The organism is Pelagibacterium sp., from assembly GCF_035555455.1.
In the GTDB taxonomy this organism is placed as follows: Bacteria; Pseudomonadota; Alphaproteobacteria; order Rhizobiales; family Devosiaceae; genus Pelagibacterium.
Genome location: NZ_DATMGM010000063.1, coordinates 35,519 through 62,107, shown reverse-complemented (window position 1 = coordinate 62,107; position 26,589 = coordinate 35,519). Strand labels below are relative to the sequence as shown.

Here is a 26,589-nt window from a genome sequence, read left to right as displayed (position 1 = left end):
AGACCCATCGTCGAATTCATGACGTGGAACTTTGGCATGCAGGCCATCGACCAGGTGATCAACTCTGCCGCCAAGCAGCTCTATATGTCGGGTGGGCAACTGCCTGCGCCGATCGTATTCCGGGGCCCGAACGGGGCGGCGGCGCGGGTTGGTGCCCAGCACAGCCAGGACTTTTCGGCCTGGTACAGCCACGTTCCGGGACTGACGGTGATCGCGCCCTATACGGCGGCGGACGCCAAGGGGCTGCTCAAGGCGGCCATCCGCTCGCCCAATCCGGTGATCTTTCTCGAAAACGAGATTTTATACGGCTCGACCGGCGAAGTGCCCAAGATGGACGATTTCGTCCTGCCGATCGGCAAGGCGCGGATCGCCCGCGAGGGCAAGGACGTGACCATCGTGTCGTTCTCGATCGGCATGCGCTACGCGACCCAGGCCACCGAAAAGCTGGTGGCCGCGGGCGTCGATGTGGAACTGATCGACCTGCGCACATTGCGTCCCATGGACATGGACACGGTGATCGAGTCGGTGAAAAAGACCGGCCGCTGCGTGACCGTCGAAGAAGGCTGGCCGCAGGGCGGGATCGGCTCGGAGATCGCGGCACGGCTCATGGAAGAGGCGTTCGATTATCTCGACGCGCCGGTGATGCGGGTGACCGGCAAGGACGTGCCGATGCCCTATGCGGCGAACCTCGAAAAGCTGGCATTGCCCAGCGTCGACGAGGTGATCGCCGCCGTCAACGCCGTCACCTATCGCAGCTAGAGGGAGGCAGGGATGCCCATCAACATCACAATGCCAGCCCTCTCGCCCACCATGGAAGAGGGCACGCTGGCCAAATGGCACGTCAAGGAAGGCGACACGGTTGCCGCCGGTGACGTGATCGCCGAAATCGAAACCGACAAGGCAACCATGGAAGTGGAAGCCGTCGACGAAGGCACCATCGGCAAGATTCTGGTCGCCGAGGGCAGCGAGAACGTCAAGGTCAACGCGGTGATCGCCGTGTTGCTCGAAGAGGGCGAAAGCGCTGACGCGATGACCGAGGCGAGCGCCGCACCCGCTGCGAAGGCCGAAGTTGAAAAGGTCGAGGCGCCCGCGCCCGAACCTGCCAAGCCGGTGGCAGCGCCAGCGCCAGCCAAGGTTGAGGCGCCCAGCGAGGCTCGCCCGCAGGCAAAGGCCTCGGACGGCGCGCGCGTCTTTGCATCGCCGCTGGCGCGCCGGTTGGCCAAGGATGCCGGGATCGATCTGGCAGCGGTATCGGGCACCGGGCCGAAGGGCCGGATCGTCAAGGCCGATATCGAAAAGGCAAAGCAGCAGGGCGTGAAAGCCAGACCGTCCGCCGCTCCCGCAGCCGGGGCGGCGCTGGCCGCCGGGCTGGGCCGCGATCAGGTCATCGCGCTGTACGAGGAAGGCACCTACGACCTCGTGCCTGCCGATGGCATGCGCAAGACCGTGGCGGCACGGCTCACAGAATCCAAGCAGACCGTTCCACATTTCTACCTGACAGTGGATTGCCGGATCGACGCGCTGATGACAGCGCGGGCCGAGATCAATGCCGGCGCGCCCAAGGATAAAGACGGCAAGCCCGCCTATAAGCTTTCGGTCAATGATTTCATCATGAAGGCCTGGGCGCTCGCGCTTCAGCATGTGCCGCAGGCCAATGCGACATGGGCGGGGGATGCGATCCTCTACCACCACCGGTCCGATGTGGCTGTGGCGGTTGCGGTGCCCGGAGGGCTGTTCACGCCAGTGGTGAAATCGTGCGATACCAAAAGCTTGCGCGAGATTTCTGAAGAAGTGAAAGACCTTGCCACACGGGCGCGGACCAAGAAACTGGCCCCGCACGAGTATCAGGGCGGCTCTACAGCCGTGTCCAATCTGGGCATGTATGGGGTCAAGCATTTCGGGGCTGTGATCAATCCTCCCCACGGCACGATCCTTGCGGTCGGGGCCGGGGAAGAGCGCGTCTATGCCGACAAGGGCCAGGTCAAGACCGGGCAGTTCATGACGGTGACGCTCTCTTGCGATCACCGCTCGGTGGACGGGGCGTTGGGGGCAGAATTGCTCGCGGCGTTCAGGAAGCTGATCGAAACCCCCGTGATGATGCTGGCTTAACCAAGGCGCGGATGATGAAAACCATCCTCGCCTATGGCGACAGCCTCACTTACGGCTCCGACCCCCTGGTTCAGGGCGGCCGTCACGCCTATGAGGACCGTTGGCCGACCCGGCTCGCAGCGGGGCTGGACAAAGAGGCGCGCGTCATTGCCGAGGGCCTTGGCGGGCGCACCACCGTGTTCGACGATTTCGCCACAACCGCTGATCGCAATGGCGCGCGCATCCTGCCCACGCTCATTCACAGCCACGCCCCGCTTGATGCCGTTGTCATCATGCTGGGCACCAACGACATGAAAAGTTTCATCTGCGGCGATGCCTTCGGTGCCGCCCGTGGCATGAAGCGGCTGGCGGAGATCGTCAGGGCCGAGGCGGGCGATATCCCGGTGCTGCTGGTCTCTCCACCCCATTGCATCGAACCCGATGGCCCGGCGCTCGATCCGCGTTTCGGCGAGATCATTGCCGAAAGCCGTCGGCTCGCCGGCCACTATCAGCGCGTGGCCGCCGAAACCGGATGTCATTTCTTCGATGCCGCGACGGTCGCCAAGGCTTCGCGCGCCGATGGGGTGCATCTCGATTCTGCCAATACCCGCGCCATCGGCGACGCTCTGGCGCCGATCGTAAAAGACATGCTTGGCCTCTAGAGCCAGAACAAGAGGAAAAACCATGGCGGCTCAATACGACATCATCGTTATCGGTGCCGGACCCGGCGGCTACATCGCGGCGATCCGGGCGGCCCAGCTGGGGCTGAAGGCCGCCGTGGTCGAACGCGAGCACATGGCGGGCATCTGCTCGAACTGGGGCTGCATTCCCACCAAGGCGCTGCTGCGCTCGGCAGAGGTTTATGGAAACATGACCAATGCCGGGGAATACGGGCTGAAGGCGGATAATTTCGACTTCGACATCGACGCCATCGTCAAGCGCTCGCGCGGCATCGCCGGGCAGATGAATAACGGCGTGCAGTTCCTGATGAAAAAGAACAAGGTCGATATCATCTGGGGTGAAGCGACCATCAGTGCGCCGGGCGAGATCACGGTCGCCGGATCGAAAAAGCCGGTGGTCGAGCCGCAGCACCCTAAGCCGAAAAATACGCTGGGCGAGGGGACCTACAAGGCGAAGAATATCATTATCGCCACCGGTGCGCGTCCGCGCGTGCTGCCGGGCATTGAGCCGGATGGCGATCGCATCTGGACCTATTTCGAGGCGCTCAAGCCCAAGACCATGCCAAAATCGGTGGCGGTGATGGGGTCGGGTGCGATCGGCATCGAGTTTGCCTCGTTCTATCGCTCGCTGGGCGCTGAGGTGACGGTGATCGAACTGCTGCCGCAGATCATGCCGGTCGAGGACGCGGAAATCGCCGGACTGGCCCGCAAGCGCTTTGAAAAGCGCGGCATCACCATCCTGACCGACGCCAAGGTATCCAAGGTCGACAAGAGCAAGGCGGGCATCGTCGCCCATGTCGAGCTCAAGGACGGCGCCAAGCAGGAAATCAAGGCCGATGTACTGATCTCGGCGGTCGGCGTGCAGGCCAATTCGGAAAATCTCGGGCTGGAAAAGCTCGGGGTAAAGACCGATCGCGGCGTGATCGTGGTGGACGGGCATGGCCGCACCAACGTCAAGGGCATCTGGGCCATTGGCGACGTCGCCGGTGCGCCGATGCTGGCCCACAAGGCCGAGCACGAGGCGGTGATTGCGGTGGAAACCATCGCTGGCCAGACCGTCGCGGGTCTCGACAAGGCAAAAATCCCCGGATGCACCTATTGCGAGCCGCAGGTGGCAAGCGTGGGGATGACGGAAGCCAAAGCCAAGGAAGCCGGGCGCGATATCCGGGTGGGCCGGTTCCCGTTCGTCGCCAATGGCAAGGCCATTGCGCTGGGCGAGCCCGACGGCATGGTGAAAACCATCTTCGACAAGAAGACCGGTGAAATGCTCGGCGCGCACATGGTGGGGGCTGAAGTTACCGAGTTGATCCAGGGGTTTGTCGTGGCGATGAATCTGGAAACGACAGAGGAAGAACTGATGCATACCATCTTCCCGCACCCCACATTGTCGGAAACAATGAAGGAAAGCGTGCTCGACGCTTACGGTCGGGCGCTTAATATCTGATCCGTAAATGTCGTGTTATGGTTCACGTGTCGAAAGTGAGTCTTTCGACCGTGTCCGATGCATCCAAAACAGTTTGATGTGCATTGATCCGCTGTCTGAAACCACAGGAGACCGTAATGGAAGGTGTAGGTTGGATAGGGGCAATCATCATAGGCGGCCTGGCCGGCTGGATTGCTGAAAAGATCATGGGCTCCGACCAGGGGCTTTTAGTCAATATCATTCTCGGTATCGTCGGTGCCATCGTCGCCAACGCTCTCCTCGCCGTATTCGGTATCGGTTTTGCCGGCTGGATCGGAAATCTTATCGCAGGCGTGATCGGTGCTTGTCTGTTGATCTGGATCGGCAGGGCCGTTCGCGGCAGGCGATAGACAAACAACAGGCCGCGCCTGTAAATGGGCGCGGTCTTTTTTCTGCCGCGCCAGGCGGCGTTCGAACAGGGCTGTTTCATGGTAACGCTTCTCGACACGGTATCCCGTCAGGCCATTCGCCACCCGGAAAAGGCCAATCGCCCCGATACCGACGTGCTGCGCAAACCCGACTGGATCCGCGTCAAGGCGCCGGGTTCCCCGGTCTATCGCGAAACCCGCGAAATCGTACGCACACACGGGCTGGTGACGGTGTGCGAAGAGGCCGGATGCCCCAATATCGGGGAGTGCTGGTCGAAAAAGCACGCCACCATGATGATCATGGGCGAAATCTGCACCCGTGCCTGCGCCTTTTGCAATGTGCGCACCGGGATGCCCACGGCGCTCGACCCCAATGAGCCGGAAAATGTGGCCCTCGCCGTCGAAAAGCTCGGGCTGGAACACGTGGTCATCACCTCGGTGGACCGCGATGACCTGCCGGACGGGGGCGCGCAGCATTTCGCCGATGTGATCTACGCGATCCGGGCGCGCAACCCGCGCACGACGATTGAAATCCTGACGCCGGACTTCCTGCGCAAGGACGGCGCGCTGGAAATCGTCGTGGCGGCCAAGCCTGACGTGTTCAACCATAACCTTGAGACGGTGCCGTCCAAATATCTGACCGTACGCCCCGGCGCGCGCTACTTCCATTCGATCCGGCTGCTGCAGCGGGTCAAGGAACTCGATCCCCGGATGTTCACCAAATCAGGCATCATGGTCGGACTGGGCGAAACGCGGAACGAAGTGCTGCAATTGATGGACGATCTGCGGATCGCCGACGTGGATTTCCTCACCATCGGCCAATATCTGCAGCCGACCCGCAAGCACCACAAGGTCGAGAAATACGTGACGCCGGAAGAATTCAAATCCTATGCGACGGTCGCCAGGACCAAGGGGTTCCTTCTGGTGTCGTCGAGCCCGCTGACCCGATCTTCCCACCACGCCGGCGAGGATTTCGCCGAATTGCGCAAGGCACGGCAGGCAAAGCTCGGACTCGCCTGATGCACAAGACATTCGAGCGCCTCGTTCCGCATTCCGCGGCGCAGATGATGGCGCTCGTCGCCGATGTGGCGACCTATCCCGACTTCATTCCCCATTGCGAGCGCATGGAAGTGCGCCGCAGTTTTGACGCGCCCGATACGCGTTTTGATGCGCGCATGCATATCCGGTTCGGGCCGATCGCCCAGAGCTACACCAGCCGCATCGAGGTCAATCGCGACGCTGCGACGATAAGGGTAAGGGCGGTCGATGGGCCGTTTTCCCACCTCGACAGCATGTGGCGGTTTACCGAGGGCGAGGCCGGGACAAAAATCCGCTTCGATATCGATTTCGGGATTGCCAACCCGCTGATCCGAACGGTGGCCGAACCGGCCTTCGCCGCCAAGCAGGAAGAGATCATCGACGCGTTTGTGGTCGAGGCGAAGCGCCGCTACGGCTGAGGGTTGGAAATTTCAACCTGCTCAGAGAACGTCGAGAATCATAGCGAGGGCGGTGCGGACGGTTTCGGCGCGAATCTGGGTGCGGCCCAGATCGCCATAGCGCATTTCCTGATGCAGCGTGCCCGACGGGGTCGCGAGGCCGAAATGCACAAGGCCGATGGGCTTGGTGTCCGAGCCGCCGCCCGGCCCGGCAATGCCGGTCACCGCAATGGCCAGATCGACCCCGGCGCGGGTGCGCGCTCCTTCGGCCATGGCCCGGGCGACCTGTTCGGACACAGCGCCGTGTGCGGAAATCAGCGTCGCCGGAACCCCGATCATCTCGCTCTTGGCTTCATTGGCATAGGTGACGAACCCGCCATAAAGGATAGCGGAGGACCCGGCCACTGAGGTGAGCGCGGCGGCGATCAGGCCCCCGGTGCAGCTTTCGGCGGTGACCATGATCTGGCCCGCGACCGTCAGCCGGTCATTGACCTTGCGCGCCAGATCGAGGGTTTCGGTATCGAGCATGTCAGTCTCCGGTGATGGGAACCTCAATGGTGGCCGTGGTCTGGGCCGCTATGCCTTCGCCGCGCCCGGTAAAGCCCAGTTGTTCAGAGGTTGTCGCCTTGACGGAAACCCGGTCGATGGAAAGGCCGGCGATTTCGGCGATGCGGACACGCATGGCGGCGACATGGGGGCCGATGCGGGGCATTTCGCAAATGATGGTGGTGTCGAGCAGGACGATGCGGCCGCCGCGCGCGCGTACCCTTTGCGCCGCGTGATCGAGAAAGATCGCGGAATCGGCGTCCTTCCATTCCATCTCGCTGGGCGGGAAATGGGTGCCGATATCGCCTTCGGCCAGCGCGCCATAAAGGGCGTCGGCCAGGGCGTGCAGCACCACATCGGCGTCGGAATGGCCCTTGAGCCTTGCCGTGTGGGGGATGGAAATATTGCCCAGCACCACTGCATCGCCCGGCGCAAAGGCGTGAACGTCAAAGCCCGAGCCGACGCGCGTTTCCATAGTCTGTTCTCCTGCCAGCAGGCGTTCGGCCCGAGCGAAATCATCGGGCAGCGTGATCTTGATGTTGCTAGTATCGCCCTCGGCGAGCGCAACGCTGAGCCCGGCCCATTCGGCGATGGCCGCATCGTCGGTGAACCCGTCGCTCATGGCGATGGCGCGGCGATGGGCGTCGTAAATGGCCGGGAAGTGGAAGCCCTGCGGCGTCTGGGCAGCGAAAAGCTGGGTGCGATCCTCGGTGCCCCCAACCGTCTTGCCGTCCAGTGAGCGCTTGATGGTGTCGGTAACGAGCGTGACCGGAAGCGCGCCGCTGGCATCGTCGAGGGCAGCCACCACGCGGGACACCAGCGCTGCATCGACAAAGGGGCGCGCGCCGTCATGGATCAGGACGATATCGGGTGCGGTATCGGCCAGAGCCTGAAGGCCGTTGAACACCGAAACCTGCCGGGTTTCGCCGCCGGTGACCGGGGCAGCGAGGCGGGGATCGGCAAGGCCGAGGGCGGCAAACAGGGCGCCCTGGTCGGGGCCGATGACAGGAACGACCTTGGTGATGGTCGGGATGGCGAGAAGGGCGCGCAGGGTGCGGGCAAGCAGGGGAACGCCCGCCACCTCGCGATACTGCTTGGGCAGTCCATCGCCCCCGGCGCGCTCGCCGCGGCCTGCGGCAACCACCAGCGCGACAATGGATTTGTGTTCAGTCATGAATTCTGGCCGTCCTGCGGATACGCTCGCACCCTTTGGTGTGCTCATAGAACATTTCGGCAATCGGGGGAAATGCTCAATACGCTGCGCAAGGTTGCCGATTGTGTCGCATTGGCGCGGCCCCGGGCGAATGGCAAATGAGGGCTAATCCGCTGCTTGCGCCAGAAGGTGGTGACTAATATAACGGCACATCGAAATAAGTGTACAGTTTTGAGGCAGGGCGCGTCATGCCAGATGCCCGCGCAATAAGCATCGGCGCTATCACACTGCCAAACCGCGCTTTTCTCGCGCCGATGGCGGGAATCACCGACCGCGCCATGCGCGACCTCGCGGCCCGGTTCGGGGCCGGATCGGTTGTCTCGGAAATGATCGCCAGCGCCGCGCTGGTCACCGGGCAGCGCGACATGGTCCGAAAACTCACCCCCAGCGGCAGCCTGCCCCATATCGTGCAATTGGCCGGATGCGAGGCCGACTGGCTGGTGCGCGGCGTCAGGATCGCCGAGGAGGCCGGGGCCGACGTCATCGATCTCAATTTCGGTTGCCCCGCCAAGCGGGTGACCAGCGGCTATGCGGGTTCGGCCCTGATGCGGGTGCCCGATACGGCGCTGGCGCTGGTCGAGGCGGTTGTGGCCGCGACTGAATTGCCGGTGACGGTGAAAATGCGGCTGGGCTGGGACGAGGACAGCCTCAACGCTGCCGATATCGCCCGCCGCGCCGAAAATGCCGGGGTGAAAATGATCACCGTGCATGGGCGCACACGGCAGCAATTTTATAAGGGCACGGCGCGCTGGCAACTGGTGCGCGAGGTCGTCGAGGCCGTGTCGATCCCGGTGGTCGTCAATGGCGATATCACCGGCCCGGACGAGGCCCGGGAAGCACTGGCGCAATCGGGCGCGCAAGCGGTGATGATCGGACGCGGGGCGCAGGGGCGGCCCTGGATCGTCGGCCAGGTGGGGGCGGTCCTGCGGGGTGAGACTGCGGAACCAGCACCAGCGGGCGAGGATTTGATCGATCTGGTCGAGGGCCATTACGAGGCCATGCTAAGCGATTATGGCACAGAATTGGGGGTGCGGGTGGGGCGCAAGCATCTGGGCTGGTATCTCGATGCCATCGGTAACACCGAAAGCGCGGCGCGGCGTCCGGTGATGACCGAGAACGATCCCAAACGGGTTATCGAGCTGATGCGCGACCTCATGCGCGAGGATCGGGACAGGGCCGCATGACCATTTCGGCACAGGCCGATCTGCACGGACAGATCCTTCATGCGTTGCCCCAGCCGGTGCTGGTGTGCGCACGGGATGGAGCGATCATTTTTGCCAATTATGCCGCCGAAACCTTCTTCCAGGCCTCGGCGTCTATTCTGACCCGGCACAAATTGGCCGATTTTCTGGCTGTCGGCTCGCCGGTGCTGGGATTGGTCGAGGCGGTCACAGAGCGGCAGGCCCCGATGAGTGAATATCGCGTGCTGGTCGATACGGCGCGCATGGCTCATGAGCGCAGCGCCGATGTCTATGCCAGCCCGCTGCCGGACAGGCCCGATCACGTCACCCTGATCTTTCAGGAACGCACCATGGCCGACAAGATCGACCGTCAGATGGGATCGCGCGGGGCGGTGCGGTCGGTGACCGGACTGGCGGCGATGCTGGCCCATGAGATCAAAAATCCGCTATCGGGCATTCGCGGGGCGGCGCAATTGCTCGAACAGGGGGCGGATGGGGACGACCGGGTGCTGGCGCGGCTGATCCGCGACGAGACCGACCGTATTGTCGGGCTGGTCGACCGCATGGAAGCATTCGGCGATGACCGGCCTGCCGACCGCAAGCCGGTCAATATCCACGTGGTGCTCGACCGGGTAAACCTGCTCGCCGCCAATGGAGTGGCCAAGGGCGTCGCCTTCGTCCACGACTATGATCCGAGCCTGCCGCCGGTGATGGGAGATCGCGATCAACTCATTCAGGCCTTCCTCAATCTGATCAAGAATTCAGCGGAAGCCATTGATAAGACGCTTAATCCTGAAATCAGGATTACCACTGCGTTCCGTCCCGGCATGTGGATCGGGGAAGGCGGGGCGCAGAAGGTTTCATTGCCGCTTGAGATCATGATCGAGGATAACGGGCCCGGGGTGCCCGCCGATATCCTGCCGTATCTGTTCGACCCGTTCATCAGCACCAAGCTGACCGGCAGCGGGCTGGGGCTGGCGCTGGTCGCCAAGATCATCGGCGATCATGGGGGCGTGATCGATTGCGAAAGCCGCCCGGGCCGCACTGCGTTTCGGATTTTGTTGCCGGTCGCCCGGAGCGGCGAGACCTCAGACCATGAGGACAGGGACTAGCCATGGACGCACAGACGATCCTGCTTGCCGACGATGATGCCGCCATTCGCACCGTGCTCAACCAAGCCCTGTCGCGGGCCGGGTATGAGGTGCGCCCGACCGGAAATATTTCGACCCTGTGGAACTGGGTGACGCGCGGCGAGGGCGACCTGCTGGTCACCGACGTCTCGATGCCGGATGGCAGTGTGTTCGATGTGATGCCGAAAATCCGCAAGCTGCGGCCGAACCTGCCCATCGTCGTGATGAGTGCGCAAAATACCTTCATGACGGCGATCAGGGCGTCGGAACTGGGGGCTTACGAGTATCTGCCCAAACCGTTCGACCTCAACGAGCTGATCGGGGTGGCCGGGCGGGCGCTGTCGGATGCCCGTCGCCCGGCTGGAAGCGGCAAGGCAGACGATACAGTCGATCCGATGCCGCTGGTGGGGCGCTCGCCGGCCATGCAGGACATTTATCGCACGCTGGCGCGGTTGATGCAGACCGACCTGACGGTAACGATCACCGGGGAAAGCGGCACGGGCAAGGAACTGGTGGCTCGCGCCCTCCATGATTTCGGCAGGCGCAGGAATGGACCGTTCGTCGCGATCAACATGGCGGCCATTCCGCGCGATCTGATCGAAGCGGAACTGTTCGGGCACGAGAAGGGGGCCTTTACCGGGGCGACGGCGCGGACGCCGGGTCGATTTGGCGAGGCCGAGGGCGGCACTCTGTTTCTCGATGAGATCGGCGACATGCCCATGGAGGCCCAGACACGGCTGCTGCGGGTGTTGCAGGAGGGCGAATATACCATGGTGGGCGGGCGCACCCCGCTGCGCGCTGATGTGCGCATTGTCGCCGCAACCCACCGCGACCTGGGGCAGGCGATCCGGCAGGGCCTGTTTCGTGAAGACCTCTATTATCGCCTCAATGTGGTGCCGATCCGCCTGCCGCCGCTGCGGGAGCGGGGCGATGACGTCAAGGACCTTGCTGCCCATTTTCTGCGGGACGCCCAGCGCGAGGGCGAGCCGCCAAAGGTGCTGGCGCCGGATGCCCTGACCCTGCTGCACAATTACGGCTGGCCGGGCAATGTGCGCGAACTGGAAAACCTCATGCGGCGGCTGGTGGCGCTCTATGCCGATGAGACCATTTCCGCAGATATCGTGCGCACTGAACTCAATCTGGGGGAACGGACTGACTTTGCCACCGGTGCGGGGGGTCTGCAAACGGTGGTCGAAGCTGAGGTGGCGCGGCTGTTTCGCGAGTATGAGCCGGGATTGCCGCCACCGGGCGTCTATCAGCGCCTGATCGACGACGTGGAGATACCGCTGCTGTCAGCGGTGCTGAACCTGTGCGGGGGCAACCAGATCAAGGCGGCAGACCTGCTGGGCCTCAACCGTAACACATTGCGCAAGAAAATCCGCGCCCATGGCATCGAGATCGTCCGGCAATCGCGGCAGGCCGGGCGCGAGACGGGCTGACGGGCACAGGCGGTACTGTAACATTTTGGCAACAACGGTCTTGAACCTATTGCGCAACTGGGCCAGACTCGGCAAAAGCCGCTCTCCAGCGGCTCTTGCAACCGTGAGTGCGGAAACGGCGATGCCTGTACACCTGCCAAGCACCAAAGGCCAGATTGGCCCGATCCCAACCGGCCCCCTGGGCCGGGGAAGTGGCGCGCATGGTGGCTAGACCGGACGAGCGCCGGATTTCTTCGGCCCGGGCCGCCGACAAGACCGCCAATCTTTTTCACGACAACCGGTTGTTGCGAACGCTGGGGTTTGTCGTTGTCCTGATTTCGGTACTGGTGGCCACCGGCTCGTTCCTGATCATGAGCGGGGCTACCGATATCGAACCGGGCCCCGACGTGTGGACGCTGATCTGGATTGCCAACGCCATTCTCGTGGTGCTGGTCGTCGCGCTGGTCCTCACCGAACTGGTGATGCTGCTCCAGGCCCGAATCCGCAAGCAGGAGGGCGCGCGGCTGCAGGTGCGGATCGTCACCATGTTCGCTGTGGTGGCTGCCGGTCCTGCTTTCATTGTCGCTGTCGTCGCGATGCTCTCGCTCAATCAGGGGCTGGACCAGTGGTTTTCCGAGCGTATGCGCTCGATGGTGGAAAGCTCGCGTCTCGTCGCCCGCTCCTACATGCTCGAACATGCCCAGGTGCTGCGTGATGACACCATCTGGGTGGCCCGCGAACTGGAGAGCGCGCGCGACACCTATGCGTCCGACAGCGCCCGCTTCCAGCGCATCCTGACGGCACTGGCGACGACCCGCTCGCTGCCCTTCACCAGCCTTGTCAACCGCGCCGGTGAAAACATCATGCGCGCCCAGATCAACGCCGCCGGAACGATCCCGCGCGTGCCGGACGAAGTGTTGCAGGCGGCGGGCGAGGGCGCGCCGACCCTGATTGCCCCCGGCTCGACCAGTTCGCTGGTGGGGGCCGTGGTAAAGCTGCGCGGCTATGAGGATCTGTTCCTGTTCGTCGCCCGTCCGGTCGACCCGGAAGTGCTCGAATATGTGCGCCTGACCGACGAAAACATCACCGAATACCGGCTCTATGATTCCAACCGGCTGGTGTTCCAGATCACCTATACGCTGATGTATGTCGGGGTCGCGTTCGTGTTCCTGCTCGCAGCGCTATGGATCGGGATCGCGCTGGCCAACGGGCTGATTGACCCCATCCGCAACCTGATGATCGCGTCGAACCGTGTGTCCCGGGGCGATCTGGCAGTGCAATTGCCGGTGCCGGGACGCGGAGGCGACCTGCACGATCTGGCCGTGCGCTTCAACAAGATGACCGCGCAATTGCGCAACCAGCGCGAGGCGCTGGTTGCCGCCAGCCGCACCAACGACCAGCGCCGCCAGTTCACCGAAGCCGTGGTGGAAGGGGTCTCGGCGGGGATCATCGGGCTCGACGCTTTTGGCCGGATCACTCTGGTTAATTCGCGCGCCTGCGCGGCGCTGGGGCAATCGGAAATCGACCTGATGAACCAGGAACTGGCGCAGGTGGCCCCGGAACTGGCTCCGACGGTGGAGCGGGCGCAATCGGTGCGGCGCGGGCGGGTGCAGGATCAGGTGCAGCTTTCAGCCGGGTTCGACCGCCGCACCTATCAGGTGCGCCTGACCCGCGAAGGGACGATTACCGAATCCAAGGGATTTGTCGTCACCCTCGACGACATCACCGAACTGGTGGCCGCCCAGCGCAACAGCGCCTGGGCCGACGTAGCGCGCCGCATTGCCCATGAGATCAAGAACCCGCTGACCCCGATCCAGCTTTCCGCAGAGCGCTTGCGCCGCCGCTATGCCAGCAAGCTTAGCGACGATTTCGAAGTGTTCGACAAGTGCATTTCCACCATCGTGCGGCAGGTGGGCGATATCGGGCGGATGGTCGACGAATTCTCGTCCTTCGCGCGGATGCCCTCAGCGGCCATGGCTCGGGCCGATCTGACAGATACCGTGCGGCAAGCGGTGTTTCTGGAAAGTGTGCGCCAGCCCCTGATCAACATCAGGGCGGACCTGCCGGACGAAACCATTTATGCCTATTTCGATGCGCGGCTGGTGTCTCAGGCCCTCACCAATCTGATCAAGAATGCCGTGGAAGCCATTGAAGCTGTTGGCATAGAAACGATCGAAAATCCGGAAGTGATCGTTGCCGCCATTGTCAAAGGCGACGAAGCCGTGGTGTCGGTGAGCGACAATGGCCGGGGCTGGCCGGAGGAAAACCGCCATCAATTGCTCGAACCCTATATGACAACCCGCGACAAGGGGACGGGGCTCGGCCTTGCGATTGTCGCAAAGATCATTGAACAGCATGGCGGCCGTATCGACCTGCGCGATTCCGCACCCGACGCGAATGGACGTGTCGGCGCGTCCTTCGCGTTCACGCTTCCGTTGCATGAAAGTGGAAAGCAACCACCTGAACCGTTCGCGGACGGAGCGGACCCCGACCAGACGACCCAACAGGAGACATCGCGCACCTCCGCGATGGCAATAAAATAATGGCTCGTGACATTCTGATTGTCGATGACGAAGAAGATATCCGCGACCTGATCGCGGGCATTCTGGAAGACGAAGGCTATGAGCCGCGGCAGGCCGCCGACGCCGACAGTGCGCTCGACGAAATCGCCAAGCGGCGGCCCAACCTCGTCTATCTCGATATCTGGATGCAGGGATCGCGGCTCGACGGGCTGCAACTGCTCGACGTGTTGCAGGCCGATCACCCCGATCTGCCCGTGGTGATGATCTCGGGCCACGGCAATGTGGAAACCGCCGTTTCGGCCATCCAGCGCGGCGCTTACGATTATATCGAAAAGCCGTTCAAGATCGACCGGCTGTTGCTGATCACCCAGCGGGCCATCGAGGCCAGCAAACTCAAGACCGAGGTTGCCGACCTCAAGGAGCGGACGGGAGATGAGACGGAACTGGTAGGCGTGTCCAGCGCTATTTCCCAGGTGCGCTCGCTGATCGAGAAATCCGCCGGAACCCGCTCGCGGGTGTTCATTTCCGGGGGCGCGGGGAGCGGCAAGGGCCTGTGCGCCCGTCTGCTGCACCTCAAGAGCCCGCGCGCGTCAGGCCCGTTCATCGAAATCAACGCTTCGCTCTACGCGCCCGAGGAAATTCCCGTGGTGCTGTTTGGGCGTGAAGTGCGCGACAAGACCGGGCTGCGCACCGAGGTGGGGGCGCTGGAGCGCGCCCATGGCGGAACACTCTATCTTTCGGAAGTTGCAGCACTGCCCGTCGACAGCCAGACCGCCTTGTTGCGTGCGCTGGTGGAAAACAAATTCACCCGCGTTGATGGTCATGGGCCGGTGCCGGTGGATGTGCGCATCGTTTCGTCCAGTTCGCAAAACGTGGCCGGGCTGATCGAGGACGGGAAATTCCGCTCCGATCTGTTCCACCGGCTATCGGTGGTGCCGCTGCAACTCACCGCCCTGCGCGAACGCCGCGAGGATATCCCCTCGCTGGTCGATGTGTTCGTGGCGCAACTGGCGCGGATGCACAATTTGCCGCGCTTCCTGTTCGGTGATGATGCCATCGCGGTCTTGCAGGGGCAGGACTGGCCCGGCAACGCCAGGCAATTGCGCAACGCCATCGAACGCCTGCTGATCCTCGTGCGCGATCAGCAGCCTTCCGATGGCGTGATCACCGCAGCGATGCTGCCCCCCGATATTTCCGAGGTGCTGCCCACAATCGGCGATAGCGATTCAGATTCTTCGGCCCACCTGATGAGCCTGCCCTTGCGCGAAGCCCGCGAAGTGTTCGAGCGGCAATATCTGATTGCCCAGATCGAGCGCTTTGGCGGCAATATTTCGAAAACCGCAGAGTTTGTGGGCATGGAGCGCAGCGCATTGCACCGCAAGATCAAGTCTCTAGGCCTTTAAATCGCACACCCCTCTGGGGGGTAGGCCGGCGCTGGCGTGTCGCCGGTCGCGCGTGATAACACTGAAAACCGGGTCGGACGCGGGACAATGCCATGAGAGTCATTATCTGCGGAGCAGGACAGGTGGGATACGGCATCGCCGAACGCCTGTCTGCTGAAGGCAATGAGGTGACGGTCATCGACCACAATCCCGCGCTTGTCCAGAGGGTGCGCGATACGCTCGATGCCAGAGGCCTGCATGGGCACGGCTCGCATCCCGAAGTGCTGGCGCAGGCCGGGGCCAATGATGCCGACATGCTGATCGCCGTGACCCAGGTGGATGAGGTCAACATGGTGGCCTGCCAGATCGCTCACGCGATTTTCGAGGTGCCCACGCGGATCGCCCGTATCCGCTCGCGCAGCTATCTCGATCCCGAATGGAGCACCCTGTTTTCACGCGAACACCTGCCCATCGATGTGATCATCTCGCCCGAGATCGAAGTGGGCGAACTGATCCTGCAACGCATGGCCTATCCCGGCGCCAATGAAATCATCTCGTTCGAGGACGGCAAGGTTCTGGTGATCGAGGTCAACGTCACCGAGGATTGCGCGGTGATCGATACGCCCTTGCGGCACCTCACCGACCTGTTTCCCGGCCTCGACGCCACCGTGATGGGCGTGCGTCGCGACGGGGAAATGCGGGTGCTGCACTCCCACGAGCAGATGATTGCCGGTGATCAGGCTATCGTTGCGGTATCGCGCGATCAGGTGCAGCGCGTGCTCGGCCTGTTCGGACGCGACGAAGCCCCGCCATCGCGCATCGTGATCGCCGGGGCAGGCCATGTGGGGCGCTATGTGGCCGGACGGATCGAGGAAACCGATCCATCGGTTTCGGTGCGGCTTGTCGAAAGCAATCGCGACAATGCCCAAAGAGCCGCTGAAGAGCTGAAGCGCGCCGTCGTGGTGTATGGCGATGCCATGGCCAGCGACATCATGCGCGAAGTCGATATCCGCGATGCGCACATGTTTCTGGGGCTCACCAATGACGACAAGACCAACATCCTCTCATCGGTAATCGCCAGCGAGATGGGGTGCCGCGCCAATATTGCGCTGGTCAATCAGACCAACTACCCGCGCGTGGCGCGGCGATTGGGCGTGGACGCCTTCGTCAACCCGCGCGCCATCACCGTTTCCAAGGTGCTGCGCCATGTGAGGCGCGGGCGCATTCGCGGGGTCTATACGCTCGCCAATGGCGCGGCGGAAATCCTTGAGGCGGAAGCGCTGGAAACCTCGACACTGGTGGGCAGGCCGCTGCGCGAGTTCAAGCTGCCGCCCGGAATCAGGATCGGCGCCATCGTGCGTGGCAGCCAGCCGATCATGCCGACCGGCGATACGGTGATCCGGGCCGGGGATTTCGTCATCGTCTTTGCTCTGGCCGCCAGTCTGCGGCAGGTCGAGCAGATGTTCCGGGTGAGCATCGACTTTTTCTGATCAGGCGCGTTTCCGGCAAGATACGCTCAATAAAGGGGGTTCGGCATTGCCGACCATCGGGGTGCTAGCGGCGGGGGTGTTGGGAGTGTTCGCGCTCTCGATGATGCTGCCCTTGCTGGTGGCGCTGCTGGAGGGCAATTTCGCGGCGCTTGAAGCGCTGTTTCTCATCGCGCTCGGCTATGGGTTTCTGTCCGTCACCGCCATTCTGGCGCTCAGCCCGCGCGCCCGGCCGCTCAATCGGGCCGGGGTCTTCACCGCTGCCATCGTGGTGTGGCTCAGCCTGATCGTTGCCGCCATGCCGGTATTCATGCTGGTTGAAGGGCAGGGGCCGATCGAGGCCCTGTTTGAAGCCAGCTCGGCGGCGGTCACGCTGGGCACCACATTGGTGCCGCCCGCCGAGATCGCGCCGTCCATGGCGTTCTATCGCGGGACGACAGCCTGGATCGGCGGCCTGATGACCCTGGCGCTTGCTGTCTATGTACTGGGGCCCTATCAGGTGGGGGGCATGCCCAACACCAATCTGCGGCGCGTCCAGCATGCGCAGACCGAGGACGATCCGCGTATCCTCACGACCCTGCGGGCCATTGCCGCTCCGTATCTTGGGCTGACGGTGCTCTGTGCGGTGCTGCTGATCGTGATGCGGGTGCCCGCCGATACGGCGGTGATCACGGCCATGAGCATGATATCGACCAACGGGTTCGTCCCCGGAGCCGCCGAGGGGACTGTGCTCGCCAATCCGGCTGCCGAACTGGTGATGCTGGTGTTCATGGTGCTGGGGGCGACCAGTATCGTGTGGCACAAGCTGGTGCTGGCCCGGGACCGGACGCAATCACGCGAGAGCGCCGAGGGCCGACTGTATCTGACGGCGTTGGGAGTGTTGATCGCGCTGGCCATCGCGGCGGCGATTTTCGGACCACGCAACGATCACGGATTGGCGGACACAGCGTTCCGCTATGTGTTCGACATCGTCTCGATCGCCACCACCACCGGCATCAGCCATGACCGCAGCCTGGGCCTGTCGATTCCGTTCGAAGTGATCCTGATCGTGGTGTTTATCGGGGGCTGTTCCTATTCGACCGCCGGGGGGATCAAGGCCTATAGCCTTTTGACCATGCTGCGCCATGTGGGCAATGAACTCGAACGGCTGGTCTATCCCAACGCCATGCTGCGCGATGATGTGCAATATGATGAGGAGCAGCGGGCCATCGCCAAGGCGGTGTGGAGCGCGTTTTTTCTGGCGGTTCTGACCCTCACCATCGCCATTCAGATCTTTGCTGCGCAAGGGTATGAACTGCCAGCGGCCATGGCGCTTGCGACGGGAGCGTTCTCGCAGGTGGGCAATGTGCTGGTTTCGGCGGCGCCGGATTTGGCGGATGGGGGTGTTTCCAGTTCCACCCTGCTCACCATAGCCATACTTGGGGCCGTGGCGCGGATCGAAATCCTGGTGCTGCTTGCGGCCCTGGCGGGCAACCGCTGGTGACACATGGCCAGCGCGTTTTAACACCGGATTTTGAAAGACCGGGGCACTTCGTTGAAAGACTGAAAGATTTCCCGAAGGTGCTCTAGGCGCTCCCTTGCGAATATGCCATAGTTTACGCCTTTGACAGGCACGGCGTGATCGGGGCAGGGCGGCCCTATGCTAAGTGTCACAGGGGAACGAGATAATCGGGCCAGACGCGCAACGCTGAGCCCGACGCAAACAAGAGGCCGGACAATGCCCAGTGAAAGACAGCAGAACCTTCAGGATGCTTTTCTCAATCACATCCGCAAGAACAAGGTTCCCGTGACGATATTCCTCGTCAATGGCGTGAAATTGCAGGGTGTGATCACCTGGTTCGACAATTTCTGTCTGCTGCTGCGCCGGGATGCCCAGAGCCAGCTTGTCTATAAGCATGCGATTTCGACGATCATGCCGGGCGCTCCGATCCAGCTTTTCGACCCCGAGAGCAACACCGATTGACCGACACCGGTAACGGACACGAAAAAGGCCTGATCGACCGTATCGTTGCGCCAACGCGCACCGGGCTGGTCACGCCTGACGTCAAGAGCATCCGCTATTCCCGCCCCGCCGACGTGCGCCATGCCGAGTTCATTGGGCTGGCGGCCGCCATCTCGCTCGACCTGGTGTTCACCGAAATTTTTCGCGTACGCGAAATCCGGCCGGCCACCTATCTGGGCGGCGGGCAGGTGGCTCAACTCGCCGAATGGGCCGAGGAACTCGACCTCGAACTGGTGGTGATTGACGCCGCGCTCTCGCCGATCCAGCAGCGCAACCTCGAACGCGAGATCGGGGTGAAAATCCTCGACCGGACCGGGCTGATCCTTGAAATTTTCGGGGAACGCGCCGCTACCCGCGAAGGCGTGTTGCAGGTCGAACTCGCCCACCTCAACTATCAGAAGGGTCGTCTCGTGCGCTCCTGGACGCACCTTGAGCGCCAGCGCGGGGGGAGCGGATTTCTGGGCGGGCCGGGGGAAACGCAGATCGAATCCGACCGCCGCCAGATTCAGGATCGTATCCTGTCGCTGGAGCGCCGCCTCGAAAAAGTGCGGCGCACCCGCCAGTTGCAGCGCGGACCGCGCGCAGCGGTGCCGTTCCCGGTGGTGGCGCTTGTAGGCTATACCAACGCCGGTAAATCGAGCCTTTTCAACGCCATTACCGGATCTGACGTGATGGCCGAGGACCTGTTGTTTGCAACGCTGGACACCACGGTGCGCCGGGCAACGCTGCCTCACGGGCGCGATATCATCCTCTCGGATACGGTGGGGTTCATCTCGGACCTGCCCACCGACCTGATCGCCGCATTCCGCGGCACGCTGGAAGAGGTGACCCAGGCCCAGGTGATTTTGCATGTACGCGATGTGTCCAATCCCGACCACACGGCGCAAGCGGCCGACGTGCTGGCGGTGCTGGCCGATCTCGGCGTAACGGGAGAAAATACGCCGATAATCGAGGTCTGGAACAAGATCGACAACCTGTCCGAGGACGGCAAGGCGGCGATTTCGGGGATCGTGCCGATGGGCAAGACGGTAGGGGCCGTTGCGGTTTCGGCTCTCACCGGAGAGGGCATCCCCGAACTGCTCACCGCGATCGAAAAGGCCCTGGCGCAGGACGCAAGGCTGTTCTCGGTGCTGGTGCCGCACGAGGCCGGATCGGAGCCGGGCTGGCTATACGCCAATGCCGAAGTGATCGAGCGGAGCGAACCCGACGAGACCGGCACGCGCTTCACCGTGCGGATATTGCCCCGACACCGTGCCGAGTTTCTGGAAAAATTTGCTGGCCGGATTACTGGCCTCGACGGCAACTGATCGGATTTGCCGACCAACAGAAGTGGTGGCTTATATAAAAAAGGGTCCGTGCAGAACGGACCCCTTTTTCTTGAATGGTTCAGCGGGAAAACAACGCTAGACGCGCTTGCCGGTCGAGCGCAGCAGGAAGGCCGGGATGTGACCCTCGGTCTTGAAGCTGACCGGAGTGTCGTCATCACTGTGGCGGCGCTGGCGTTCGCGATGACGCGGCGCCTGCTCCTCCGAAGCTGCCTTGGCAACCGGCTTGGCTTTGGCCGGCTGTGGGTTGGGCTGCTTGGCGGGCTTGTCCTTCTGACGGGCCTGGCTGTTGCGCTCTTCGGAAGCGCTATCCTGAGCAGGAGCAGCTGCAGCAGCGGGCTTTGACCCCGAAGGCAGCCATTCGATGTCGCGCTGGATCAGCTTGGTGATGGCGTCGACATATTTGCTTTCGCCGGGCCCGACCAGGGTGATCGCGGAGCCCGAGCGTCCGGCACGACCGGTGCGCCCGATCCGGTGCACATAGTCTTCCGCATGGGTCGGAATATCGAAGTTGAACACATGGCTGACCGCCGGGATATCGAGCCCGCGCGCCGCAACGTCGGACGCAACGAGGATTGGCAAAGCACCGGCGCGAAAGCTGTCGAGGGTTTCCATGCGCGACTTCTGGTCCATGTCGCCATGCAGCGCGCCGGCTGAAAAGCCGTGGCGTTCGAGCGAGCGCGCGACGATCGCCACGTCACGCTTGCGATTGCAGAAGACGATGGCGTTTTGCAGATCCTTGGCGGCGCGAATCTGGTCACGCAGGGCGGCGCGCTTTTCAGCTGGCGTCTTGCCGACCTTAAGCAGTTTCTGATCGATGGTGTCGGCGGTCGAGTTCTGCCGGGCGACTTCGACGCGGACCGGATCGTGCAGGAAGCGCTGGGTGAGCTTCTGGATTTCCGGCGGCATCGTCGCGGAAAAGAACAGGGTCTGCCGCCGCGCCGGCAGCAATCCGCAAATCCGTTCGATATCGGGAATAAAGCCCATATCGAGCATGCGGTCGGCCTCGTCGATGACAAGAATGTCGACGCCGGTGAGCAGCAGACGTCCACGTTCGAAGTGGTCGAGCATGCGGCCCGGGGTCGCGATCAGCACGTCAGCGCCGCGATCGAGCTTCTTGTTCTGGTCTTCGAACGACACGCCACCAATCAGCAAAGCGACGGTGAGACGGTGATTCTTGCCGTATTTTTCAAAGTTTTCGTGTACCTGCGCGGCAAGTTCGCGGGTCGGCTCAAGGATCAGCGTGCGCGGCATGCGCGCCCGGGCCCGACCCTTTTCGAGCAAGGTCAGCATCGGCAGGACGAACGAAGCGGTCTTGCCGGTTCCGGTCTGGGCAATGCCGATCAGGTCCTTTTTCTCAAGGACGTGGGGAATGGCCTGCGCCTGGATATCGGTTGGCCGGGTGTAACCGGCGGCGATCACCGCTTCGGTGACTTTGTCGCCCAAGCCCAGCTCGGAAAATTCAACAGTCAAATCGGATGTCCATCATGTTCGGATCAGAGAACAAGGAAGCAACGGGAGAAGCCCGGATCAATTCCTTTTCGATGTGTCGCCAGCGGAAATCGGTACACTTCATCCACACCTGACGCTTAACGCACTATGACGCGGCAGACGTGATAAAAAACACCGCCGCAAACGCTCCAAGCTCAATGCCGTACAACAATACGTACGGTCAAACGGGTATGGCCTCTGACGGGCGGGACCATAAACTACCTTGAGTTCAAGTCAATCTTGATTTGGCCATCTAGATTAACGTGGTGTCGCAGCCTGTCGGATCAGACATCCACAGCGGTCACAAATGAGGCATTTTCGGAAATGAACTCGAACCGGGCTTCAGGCTTGTTGCCCATCAGCCGGTCGACCGTGTCGCTGGTCTGGGTGCGGTCGGAGACGACGCGCACCTGCAACAATGTCCGGGATTTGGGGTTCATGGTCGTTTCTTTCAAGTGCGCATGAGGCATTTCGCCAAGGCCCTTGAAGCGGGTGATTTCGACCTTGCCCCGACCGGTGAACTCTTCCGCCAGCAATCTGTCCTTGTGCTCGTCATCCATGGCGTAGGCGGTCTTGGCACCCTGCGACAGACGATAGAGCGGGGGCAGGGCGAGATAGAGGTGCCCGTCCTCGATGAGTTTCGGCAATTCCTGATAAAAGAACGTCATCAGCAAAGATGCGATATGAGCGCCGTCCACGTCGGCGTCGGTCATGATGATGATCTTGTCGTAGCGCAGATCGTCTTCGCGATATTTGTCGCGGGTGCCACAGCCCAGCGCCTGTAACAGATCGGCGATCTGCTGGTTGGCGGCGAGCTTGTCGCGGCTGGCGCCGGCGACGTTGAGCACCTTGCCGCGCAGCGGCAGAATGGCCTGGCTCTTGCGGTCGCGCGCCTGCTTGGCGCTGCCGCCAGCGCTATCGCCTTCCACGATGAACAGTTCCGCACCCTCGGCAGCCGATTGGCTGCAATCTGCCAGCTTTCCAGGCAGGCGCAGCTTGCGGGTGGCCGACTTGCGGTCGATCTCTTTTTCCTTGCGCCGCCGCAACCGGTCCTCGGCCCGCTCGATGGTCCATTCGAGCAGCTTGTTGGCCTGATTGGGCGAGGCGGTCAGCCAGTGATCGAAAGCGTCGCGGATTGCATTGTCGACGATGCGGGTCGCTTCGCCTGAGGCCAGTCGATCCTTGGTCTGGCCAACGAACTCGGGCTCGCGAATGAACACCGACAACATCGCGCCGCAATGTCCCAGCACGTCTTCCGATGTGATCGCGGAGGCGCGCTTGTTGCCGACCAGATCGGCGTAATTCTTGAGCCCGCGCAACAGGGCGGTGCGCAACCCGGATTCATGGGTGCCGCCCTCGGGGGTCGGCACGGTGTTGCAATAGGAGGTGGTAAAGGAATCGCCCAGATACCACGAAATCGCCCATTCAACGGAACCATGGCCGCCGGATTTGCCGGTGCGCCCGGAAAACACGTCATCAATGATGCGGGTCTTGCCCTCGATGCGGCGTTCGATGAAATCGCGCAGGCCGCCGGGGAAATGGAACGTCGCCTTGGCCGGGACCGCTTCGGTGGCGAGCGACGGATCGCAGGACCAGCGGATTTCCACGCCGCCGAACAGATAGGCCTTGGCGCGGGTCATGCGGAAGATGCGATCGGGCACGAATTTGATCGACGAGCCGAAAATCTGCGGATCGGGATGGAAGCGGATGCTGGTGCCGCGCCTGTTGTTGACCCGACCAAGATTTTCCAGCTGCGAGGTGGCATGGCCGCGCGAATAGGTCTGGCGATAGAGGGTCTGGTCGATGGCGACTTCGACGACCAGGTCGTCGGTGAGCGCATTGACCACCGAGACGCCGACGCCGTGCAGGCCGCCGGAGGTCTCGTAAGCCTTGGAATCGAATTTGCCGCCAGCGTGAAGCGTGGTCATGATCACTTCGAGCGCCGACAGGTTGGGGCGCTTGGGGTGGGTGCCCACGGGGATACCGCGTCCGTTATCGACAACGGTGACATAACCGTCTTCGCCCAGATGTACCTCGATGCGGGTGGCATAGCCGCCGATCGCCTCGTCCATCGCATTGTCGATGACTTCGGCAAACAGGTGGTGCAGGGCATTGACGTCGGTGCCCCCGATATACATTCCGGGGCGACGCCGGACCGGTTCGAGACCTTCGAGAACTTCGATATCGGCAGCCGTGTAGGTCCCGCCGCCCGTGGTGGCGGGGGCAGGGGGCGCAGGGCGGGGCTCGGGAGCCGCCTGGGGCGCTGGGGCGCCAAAAAGATCGTTGTTGTCGGTCATGGGCCTCGAAATATCGCGGCAAGCGAATCAGGAATGAATTGACACTATCATATGGTCTGCCGCGCCCGCTGAATCATCACAGTTTCCGCTGCTTTTCAACACGGTTGACGCCGCAGGAGCGCGAGTGGCTGTTGGTGGGGCATTCTCATCTTGGGACACAAGAGGGAGGAAAAACCGCGCGCATTTACTTTGGCTTTGCCACTCATCAGCACTTTCTTAAGTCAGTTCAGCTAGAAATTTCAGTCATACGGTTCATGTGTCTGGAGTTGCCGTATGCGTGCGAAATCTTCGCCTGATGCTGCGTATCACGCGTCAGGAATGGCGCACGAAGTGTTCAGGTGGCTGCAGGCCGGGTTGAAAAGTTCTGCGTACCGGCTTGCCCACCTTTACCTGCCCAAGGCTGTCATCATGCCGGGGCTTGTGACCCTGTTTTTCCTCGCTTGAGCCCGTGAGCGGTTGCGTGCTCGCGCAACGGCGGATAACTAGTTCGGAACATCCTTTGGAGTTCCGTGCGTGTCCGAACCACAGGCAAAACCGATCCGCCCCCTTTATTTCGTCGCCTCCTATCCGCGTTCGGGCAGCAGGTGGGTGCGTTCCGCCATCTTCCTGATGGTGGCGATGGCGCAGCCCAACCCGCCAAAGCGCATCGATATGCGCAATATCGACAATATCATTCCGCTCGATTCCCATGGCCGCTTCTATAAGGAAGTGACGGGCAAGGACGCCTCGGAACTGGGGGAGACCGAGGTCGCCGAAGCGCGGCCTCTGGTGCATCAGTTTCTTGCCAGCGAGCACAAGGGATTCCCCGTTATTCGGACCCACGCCATTCGCGGCACGTTCCATGGCCATCCCACGTTCAACACCAGCGTGAGCTCCGGCGGTGTCTATATCGTGCGCAATCCGCTCGATGTGGCCGCATCGCTGATCGATGCCACCGGCATGCAGCCCATGCGGGTGATCGAGGCGATGATGACGGTGGACCGGCGGGTGCGGTCGAGCGTGCACAATGTGTCCGAACCGCAAGGGTCCTGGAGCCAGAACGTTGCGAGTTGGACCGGCGTGCGGCAGCCGGAAGTCCATGTCATCCGCTTTGAAGACCTTCGCGCCCAGGGGCCGCGGGAACTCAAGGCGCTGGCGGCGCATATGCGCATTCCGGTGGATGAAAAGGGCATTGCCAACGCGATCGGGCTTTTGGAAGAAACCCACAAGGCCGCTGGCGGCAAGCGCACGGCGCGCGATTATCGCGAAACCCTCAAGCCGGTGCATGCAAGGGCGATCATCGAGGCGCACGGGGTGCAGATGGATGCGCATGGATATCTCACCGACAAGGTGCTGGCCCATGCCGATATCACCCGCGAGGCAGCGCTGATCCTGGCGCGCAAGATGGCACCGAAAATCGCGAACTAGAGCGTTTCCAGAACAAGTGGAGCCGGTTGTTCGCTTCGGAAACGCGACAAAGCAATGAACTGGAGCCTCTGATTACAAATCAGCGGCTCCAGAAACGGGTGGGCTGACTGCTTTTACGATGTCGGCCAGCAAGGCGTTGAGGCGTTCACGGTGGCCATTGCCGTCCGAAGGGCTGGTGGGGTCTGAGGTCATTACGACGGTCAGTCCGGCAGCGCGGGCCACATAGAGCATCTGGCCACCATATCCCCAACCGTACGCGAACTCTTCGCCGCCGAAATTACCCAGGAACCAGCCATAGCCATAAGGGCCATGGGTGAGGCGGGAGGTGGTGCGCGGCTCAAACGAGGTTTCGATCCAGTCGCCGGGGACGATCTGCTGGCCGTCGCCGGTTTTGCCGCCATTGCGGATCAATTCGCCAAACGCCAGCAGCGAGAGTGGCGTCATCGCCATCTCATTGCCGCCCAGATAGAGGCCTTGCGGATCCTGCAGCCAGCCAGCGATGGCAAATCCGTCCAGGTCGACAAACCAGTCGCGGGCCAGATCGAGCGTGGATGCGCCGCCGACCCGGGTGAGAATGGCCGAGAGCAGGTGGGTGGAACCGGTGGAATAGATCATGGCGCCGCCGGGATCATCGGCAAAGGGCAGGGCGAGGGCAGAACGCACCCAATCGTCGCTTGCCACCCAGCGACCGTAATTGTCGCCAGATGTTCCTTCCAGTCCGGCCTGCATGGAGAGCAAATGGCCGACGGTGATGGCATCGAGACGGGGATCGGGATCGGGCGGAAACGCATCGGACAGCAGGCTGGCGATGGGCTGGTCGGGCCCTTCGAGTAAGCCCTTGTCGATGGCAATACCAACCATTGCCCCGATGATGGGCTTTGACGCCGACTTGATGTTGGTGGGCTCGGACACCGAATGGCCGTGAAAGCCGCGCTGGGCGATGATCTCGCCATCAAGGGAGACAATGACCGTTTCCAGCGGGGTAATCGTTTCGGCTGTGTCGAGAATGGCTTCGATCTCGTGCAGGCGGGAGGATTCCAACGCCAGGATCGGGGCGATAGGCAGCGTGCCGATAGCGGTAAAAAGGGCGGCGACAAGATAAGATGTCGGTGTGCGCATGCGGCGGCCTTTCACTGTCGAAGACCATTTTAACA

Annotated in this window: 22 protein-coding genes; 17 read left to right on the top strand and 5 right to left on the bottom strand. The window is 62.4% G+C overall.

The features are described 5' to 3' along the window. The 7 genes from VNS12_RS12555 to VNS12_RS12525 all read left to right on the top strand — a co-directional run. Positions 1-759, top strand: a 759-nt coding sequence (locus VNS12_RS12555) for a pyruvate dehydrogenase complex E1 component subunit beta (RefSeq protein ID WP_325488181.1), incomplete at its 5' end; no start/stop codon positions are given. Positions 760-771: 12 nt separating this feature from the next. Then, positions 772-2,109, top strand: a complete 1,338-nt coding sequence (locus VNS12_RS12550) for a pyruvate dehydrogenase complex dihydrolipoamide acetyltransferase (protein ID WP_325488180.1) — start codon at positions 772-774, stop codon at positions 2,107-2,109. 14 nt (positions 2,110-2,123) lie between these two features. Further along, positions 2,124-2,750 carry an SGNH/GDSL hydrolase family protein gene (locus VNS12_RS12545; RefSeq protein WP_325488184.1) on the top strand — a complete coding sequence of 209 codons (627 nt, stop codon included), beginning with the start codon at positions 2,124-2,126 and terminating at the stop codon, positions 2,748-2,750. A gap of 22 nt (positions 2,751-2,772) precedes the next feature. Continuing rightward, on the top strand, positions 2,773-4,212 hold the full coding sequence (gene lpdA, locus VNS12_RS12540) for a dihydrolipoyl dehydrogenase (protein WP_325488179.1): 1,440 nt from the start codon (positions 2,773-2,775) through the stop codon (positions 4,210-4,212). A gap of 116 nt (positions 4,213-4,328) precedes the next feature. Beyond that, on the top strand, positions 4,329-4,580 hold the full coding sequence (locus VNS12_RS12535) for a GlsB/YeaQ/YmgE family stress response membrane protein (protein WP_325488178.1): 252 nt from the start codon (positions 4,329-4,331) through the stop codon (positions 4,578-4,580). A 78-nt stretch (positions 4,581-4,658) separates the two neighbouring features. Further along, entirely contained in the window at positions 4,659-5,618 is a 960-nt protein-coding gene (lipA, locus tag VNS12_RS12530; RefSeq protein WP_325488183.1) for a lipoyl synthase, read from the top strand. Continuing rightward, positions 5,618-6,055, top strand: a complete 438-nt coding sequence (locus VNS12_RS12525) for a type II toxin-antitoxin system RatA family toxin (RefSeq protein WP_325488177.1) — start codon at positions 5,618-5,620, stop codon at positions 6,053-6,055. The genes lipA and VNS12_RS12525 overlap by 1 nt, the downstream gene beginning before the upstream one ends. A gap of 21 nt (positions 6,056-6,076) precedes the next feature. On the opposite strand, the gene VNS12_RS12520 is transcribed toward VNS12_RS12525, so the two are convergent. Beyond that, positions 6,077-6,562: a CinA family protein gene (locus tag VNS12_RS12520; RefSeq protein WP_325488176.1), complete on the bottom strand. Its 486-nt coding sequence runs from the start codon at positions 6,560-6,562 to the stop codon at positions 6,077-6,079. A gap of 1 nt (position 6,563) precedes the next feature. Then, entirely contained in the window at positions 6,564-7,754 is a 1,191-nt protein-coding gene (locus tag VNS12_RS12515; protein ID WP_325488175.1) for a bifunctional 2-C-methyl-D-erythritol 4-phosphate cytidylyltransferase/2-C-methyl-D-erythritol 2,4-cyclodiphosphate synthase, read from the bottom strand. A 227-nt stretch (positions 7,755-7,981) separates the two neighbouring features. Here VNS12_RS12515 and dusB point away from each other — a divergent pair, with 227 nt between their 5' ends. The 9 genes from dusB to hflX all read left to right on the top strand — a co-directional run bounded on the left by dusB (position 7,982) and on the right by hflX (position 20,222). Then, positions 7,982-8,977 (top strand): tRNA dihydrouridine synthase DusB, encoded by a 996-nt coding sequence (dusB, locus tag VNS12_RS12510; RefSeq protein WP_325488174.1) that lies wholly within the window; start codon positions 7,982-7,984, stop codon positions 8,975-8,977. Then, entirely contained in the window at positions 8,974-10,086 is a 1,113-nt protein-coding gene (locus VNS12_RS12505; RefSeq protein WP_325488173.1) for a two-component system sensor histidine kinase NtrB, read from the top strand. Before dusB ends, VNS12_RS12505 begins: the two co-directional genes overlap by 4 nt. Positions 10,087-10,088: 2 nt before the next feature. Beyond that, positions 10,089-11,543 (top strand): nitrogen regulation protein NR(I), encoded by a 1,455-nt coding sequence (gene ntrC / locus VNS12_RS12500; protein WP_325488172.1) that lies wholly within the window; start codon positions 10,089-10,091, stop codon positions 11,541-11,543. Between the two features lie 200 nt (positions 11,544-11,743). After that, positions 11,744-14,065 (top strand): sensor histidine kinase NtrY-like, encoded by a 2,322-nt coding sequence (locus VNS12_RS12495; protein WP_325488171.1) that lies wholly within the window; start codon positions 11,744-11,746, stop codon positions 14,063-14,065. Further along, positions 14,065-15,447, top strand: a complete 1,383-nt coding sequence (gene ntrX, locus VNS12_RS12490) for a nitrogen assimilation response regulator NtrX (protein ID WP_325488170.1) — start codon at positions 14,065-14,067, stop codon at positions 15,445-15,447. Before VNS12_RS12495 ends, ntrX begins: the two co-directional genes overlap by 1 nt. Before the next feature lie 92 nt (positions 15,448-15,539). Next, entirely contained in the window at positions 15,540-16,916 is a 1,377-nt protein-coding gene (gene trkA / locus VNS12_RS12485; RefSeq protein WP_325488169.1) for a Trk system potassium transporter TrkA, read from the top strand. Between the two features lie 46 nt (positions 16,917-16,962). Beyond that, entirely contained in the window at positions 16,963-18,396 is a 1,434-nt protein-coding gene (locus VNS12_RS12480; protein WP_325488168.1) for a potassium transporter TrkG, read from the top strand. Positions 18,397-18,630: 234 nt separating this feature from the next. Then, positions 18,631-18,876, top strand: coding sequence for an RNA chaperone Hfq (hfq, locus tag VNS12_RS12475; protein WP_325488167.1), 246 nt, complete (start codon positions 18,631-18,633; stop codon positions 18,874-18,876). Beyond that, a complete protein-coding gene (hflX, locus tag VNS12_RS12470) occupies positions 18,873-20,222 on the top strand; it encodes a GTPase HflX (RefSeq protein ID WP_325488166.1) in 1,350 nt (449 codons plus the stop codon). Before hfq ends, hflX begins: the two co-directional genes overlap by 4 nt. Before the next feature lie 96 nt (positions 20,223-20,318). Here hflX and VNS12_RS12465 read toward each other — a convergent pair whose 3' ends face one another. Both VNS12_RS12465 and parE read right to left on the bottom strand, forming a co-directional pair. After that, positions 20,319-21,713, bottom strand: coding sequence for a DEAD/DEAH box helicase (locus VNS12_RS12465; protein ID WP_325488165.1), 1,395 nt, complete (start codon positions 21,711-21,713; stop codon positions 20,319-20,321). 302 nt (positions 21,714-22,015) lie between these two features. Next, positions 22,016-24,028, bottom strand: a complete 2,013-nt coding sequence (parE, locus tag VNS12_RS12460) for a DNA topoisomerase IV subunit B (protein WP_325488164.1) — start codon at positions 24,026-24,028, stop codon at positions 22,016-22,018. A gap of 513 nt (positions 24,029-24,541) precedes the next feature. On the opposite strand from parE, the gene VNS12_RS12455 reads away from it, so the two are divergent. Further along, positions 24,542-25,435, top strand: a complete 894-nt coding sequence (locus tag VNS12_RS12455; protein WP_325488163.1) for a sulfotransferase domain-containing protein — start codon at positions 24,542-24,544, stop codon at positions 25,433-25,435. A gap of 72 nt (positions 25,436-25,507) precedes the next feature. Here the strand turns inward: VNS12_RS12455 and VNS12_RS12450 are convergent, their stop codons facing one another. Then, positions 25,508-26,554 (bottom strand): serine hydrolase domain-containing protein, encoded by a 1,047-nt coding sequence (locus VNS12_RS12450; protein ID WP_325488162.1) that lies wholly within the window; start codon positions 26,552-26,554, stop codon positions 25,508-25,510. Positions 26,555-26,589: the final 35 nt, after the last annotated feature.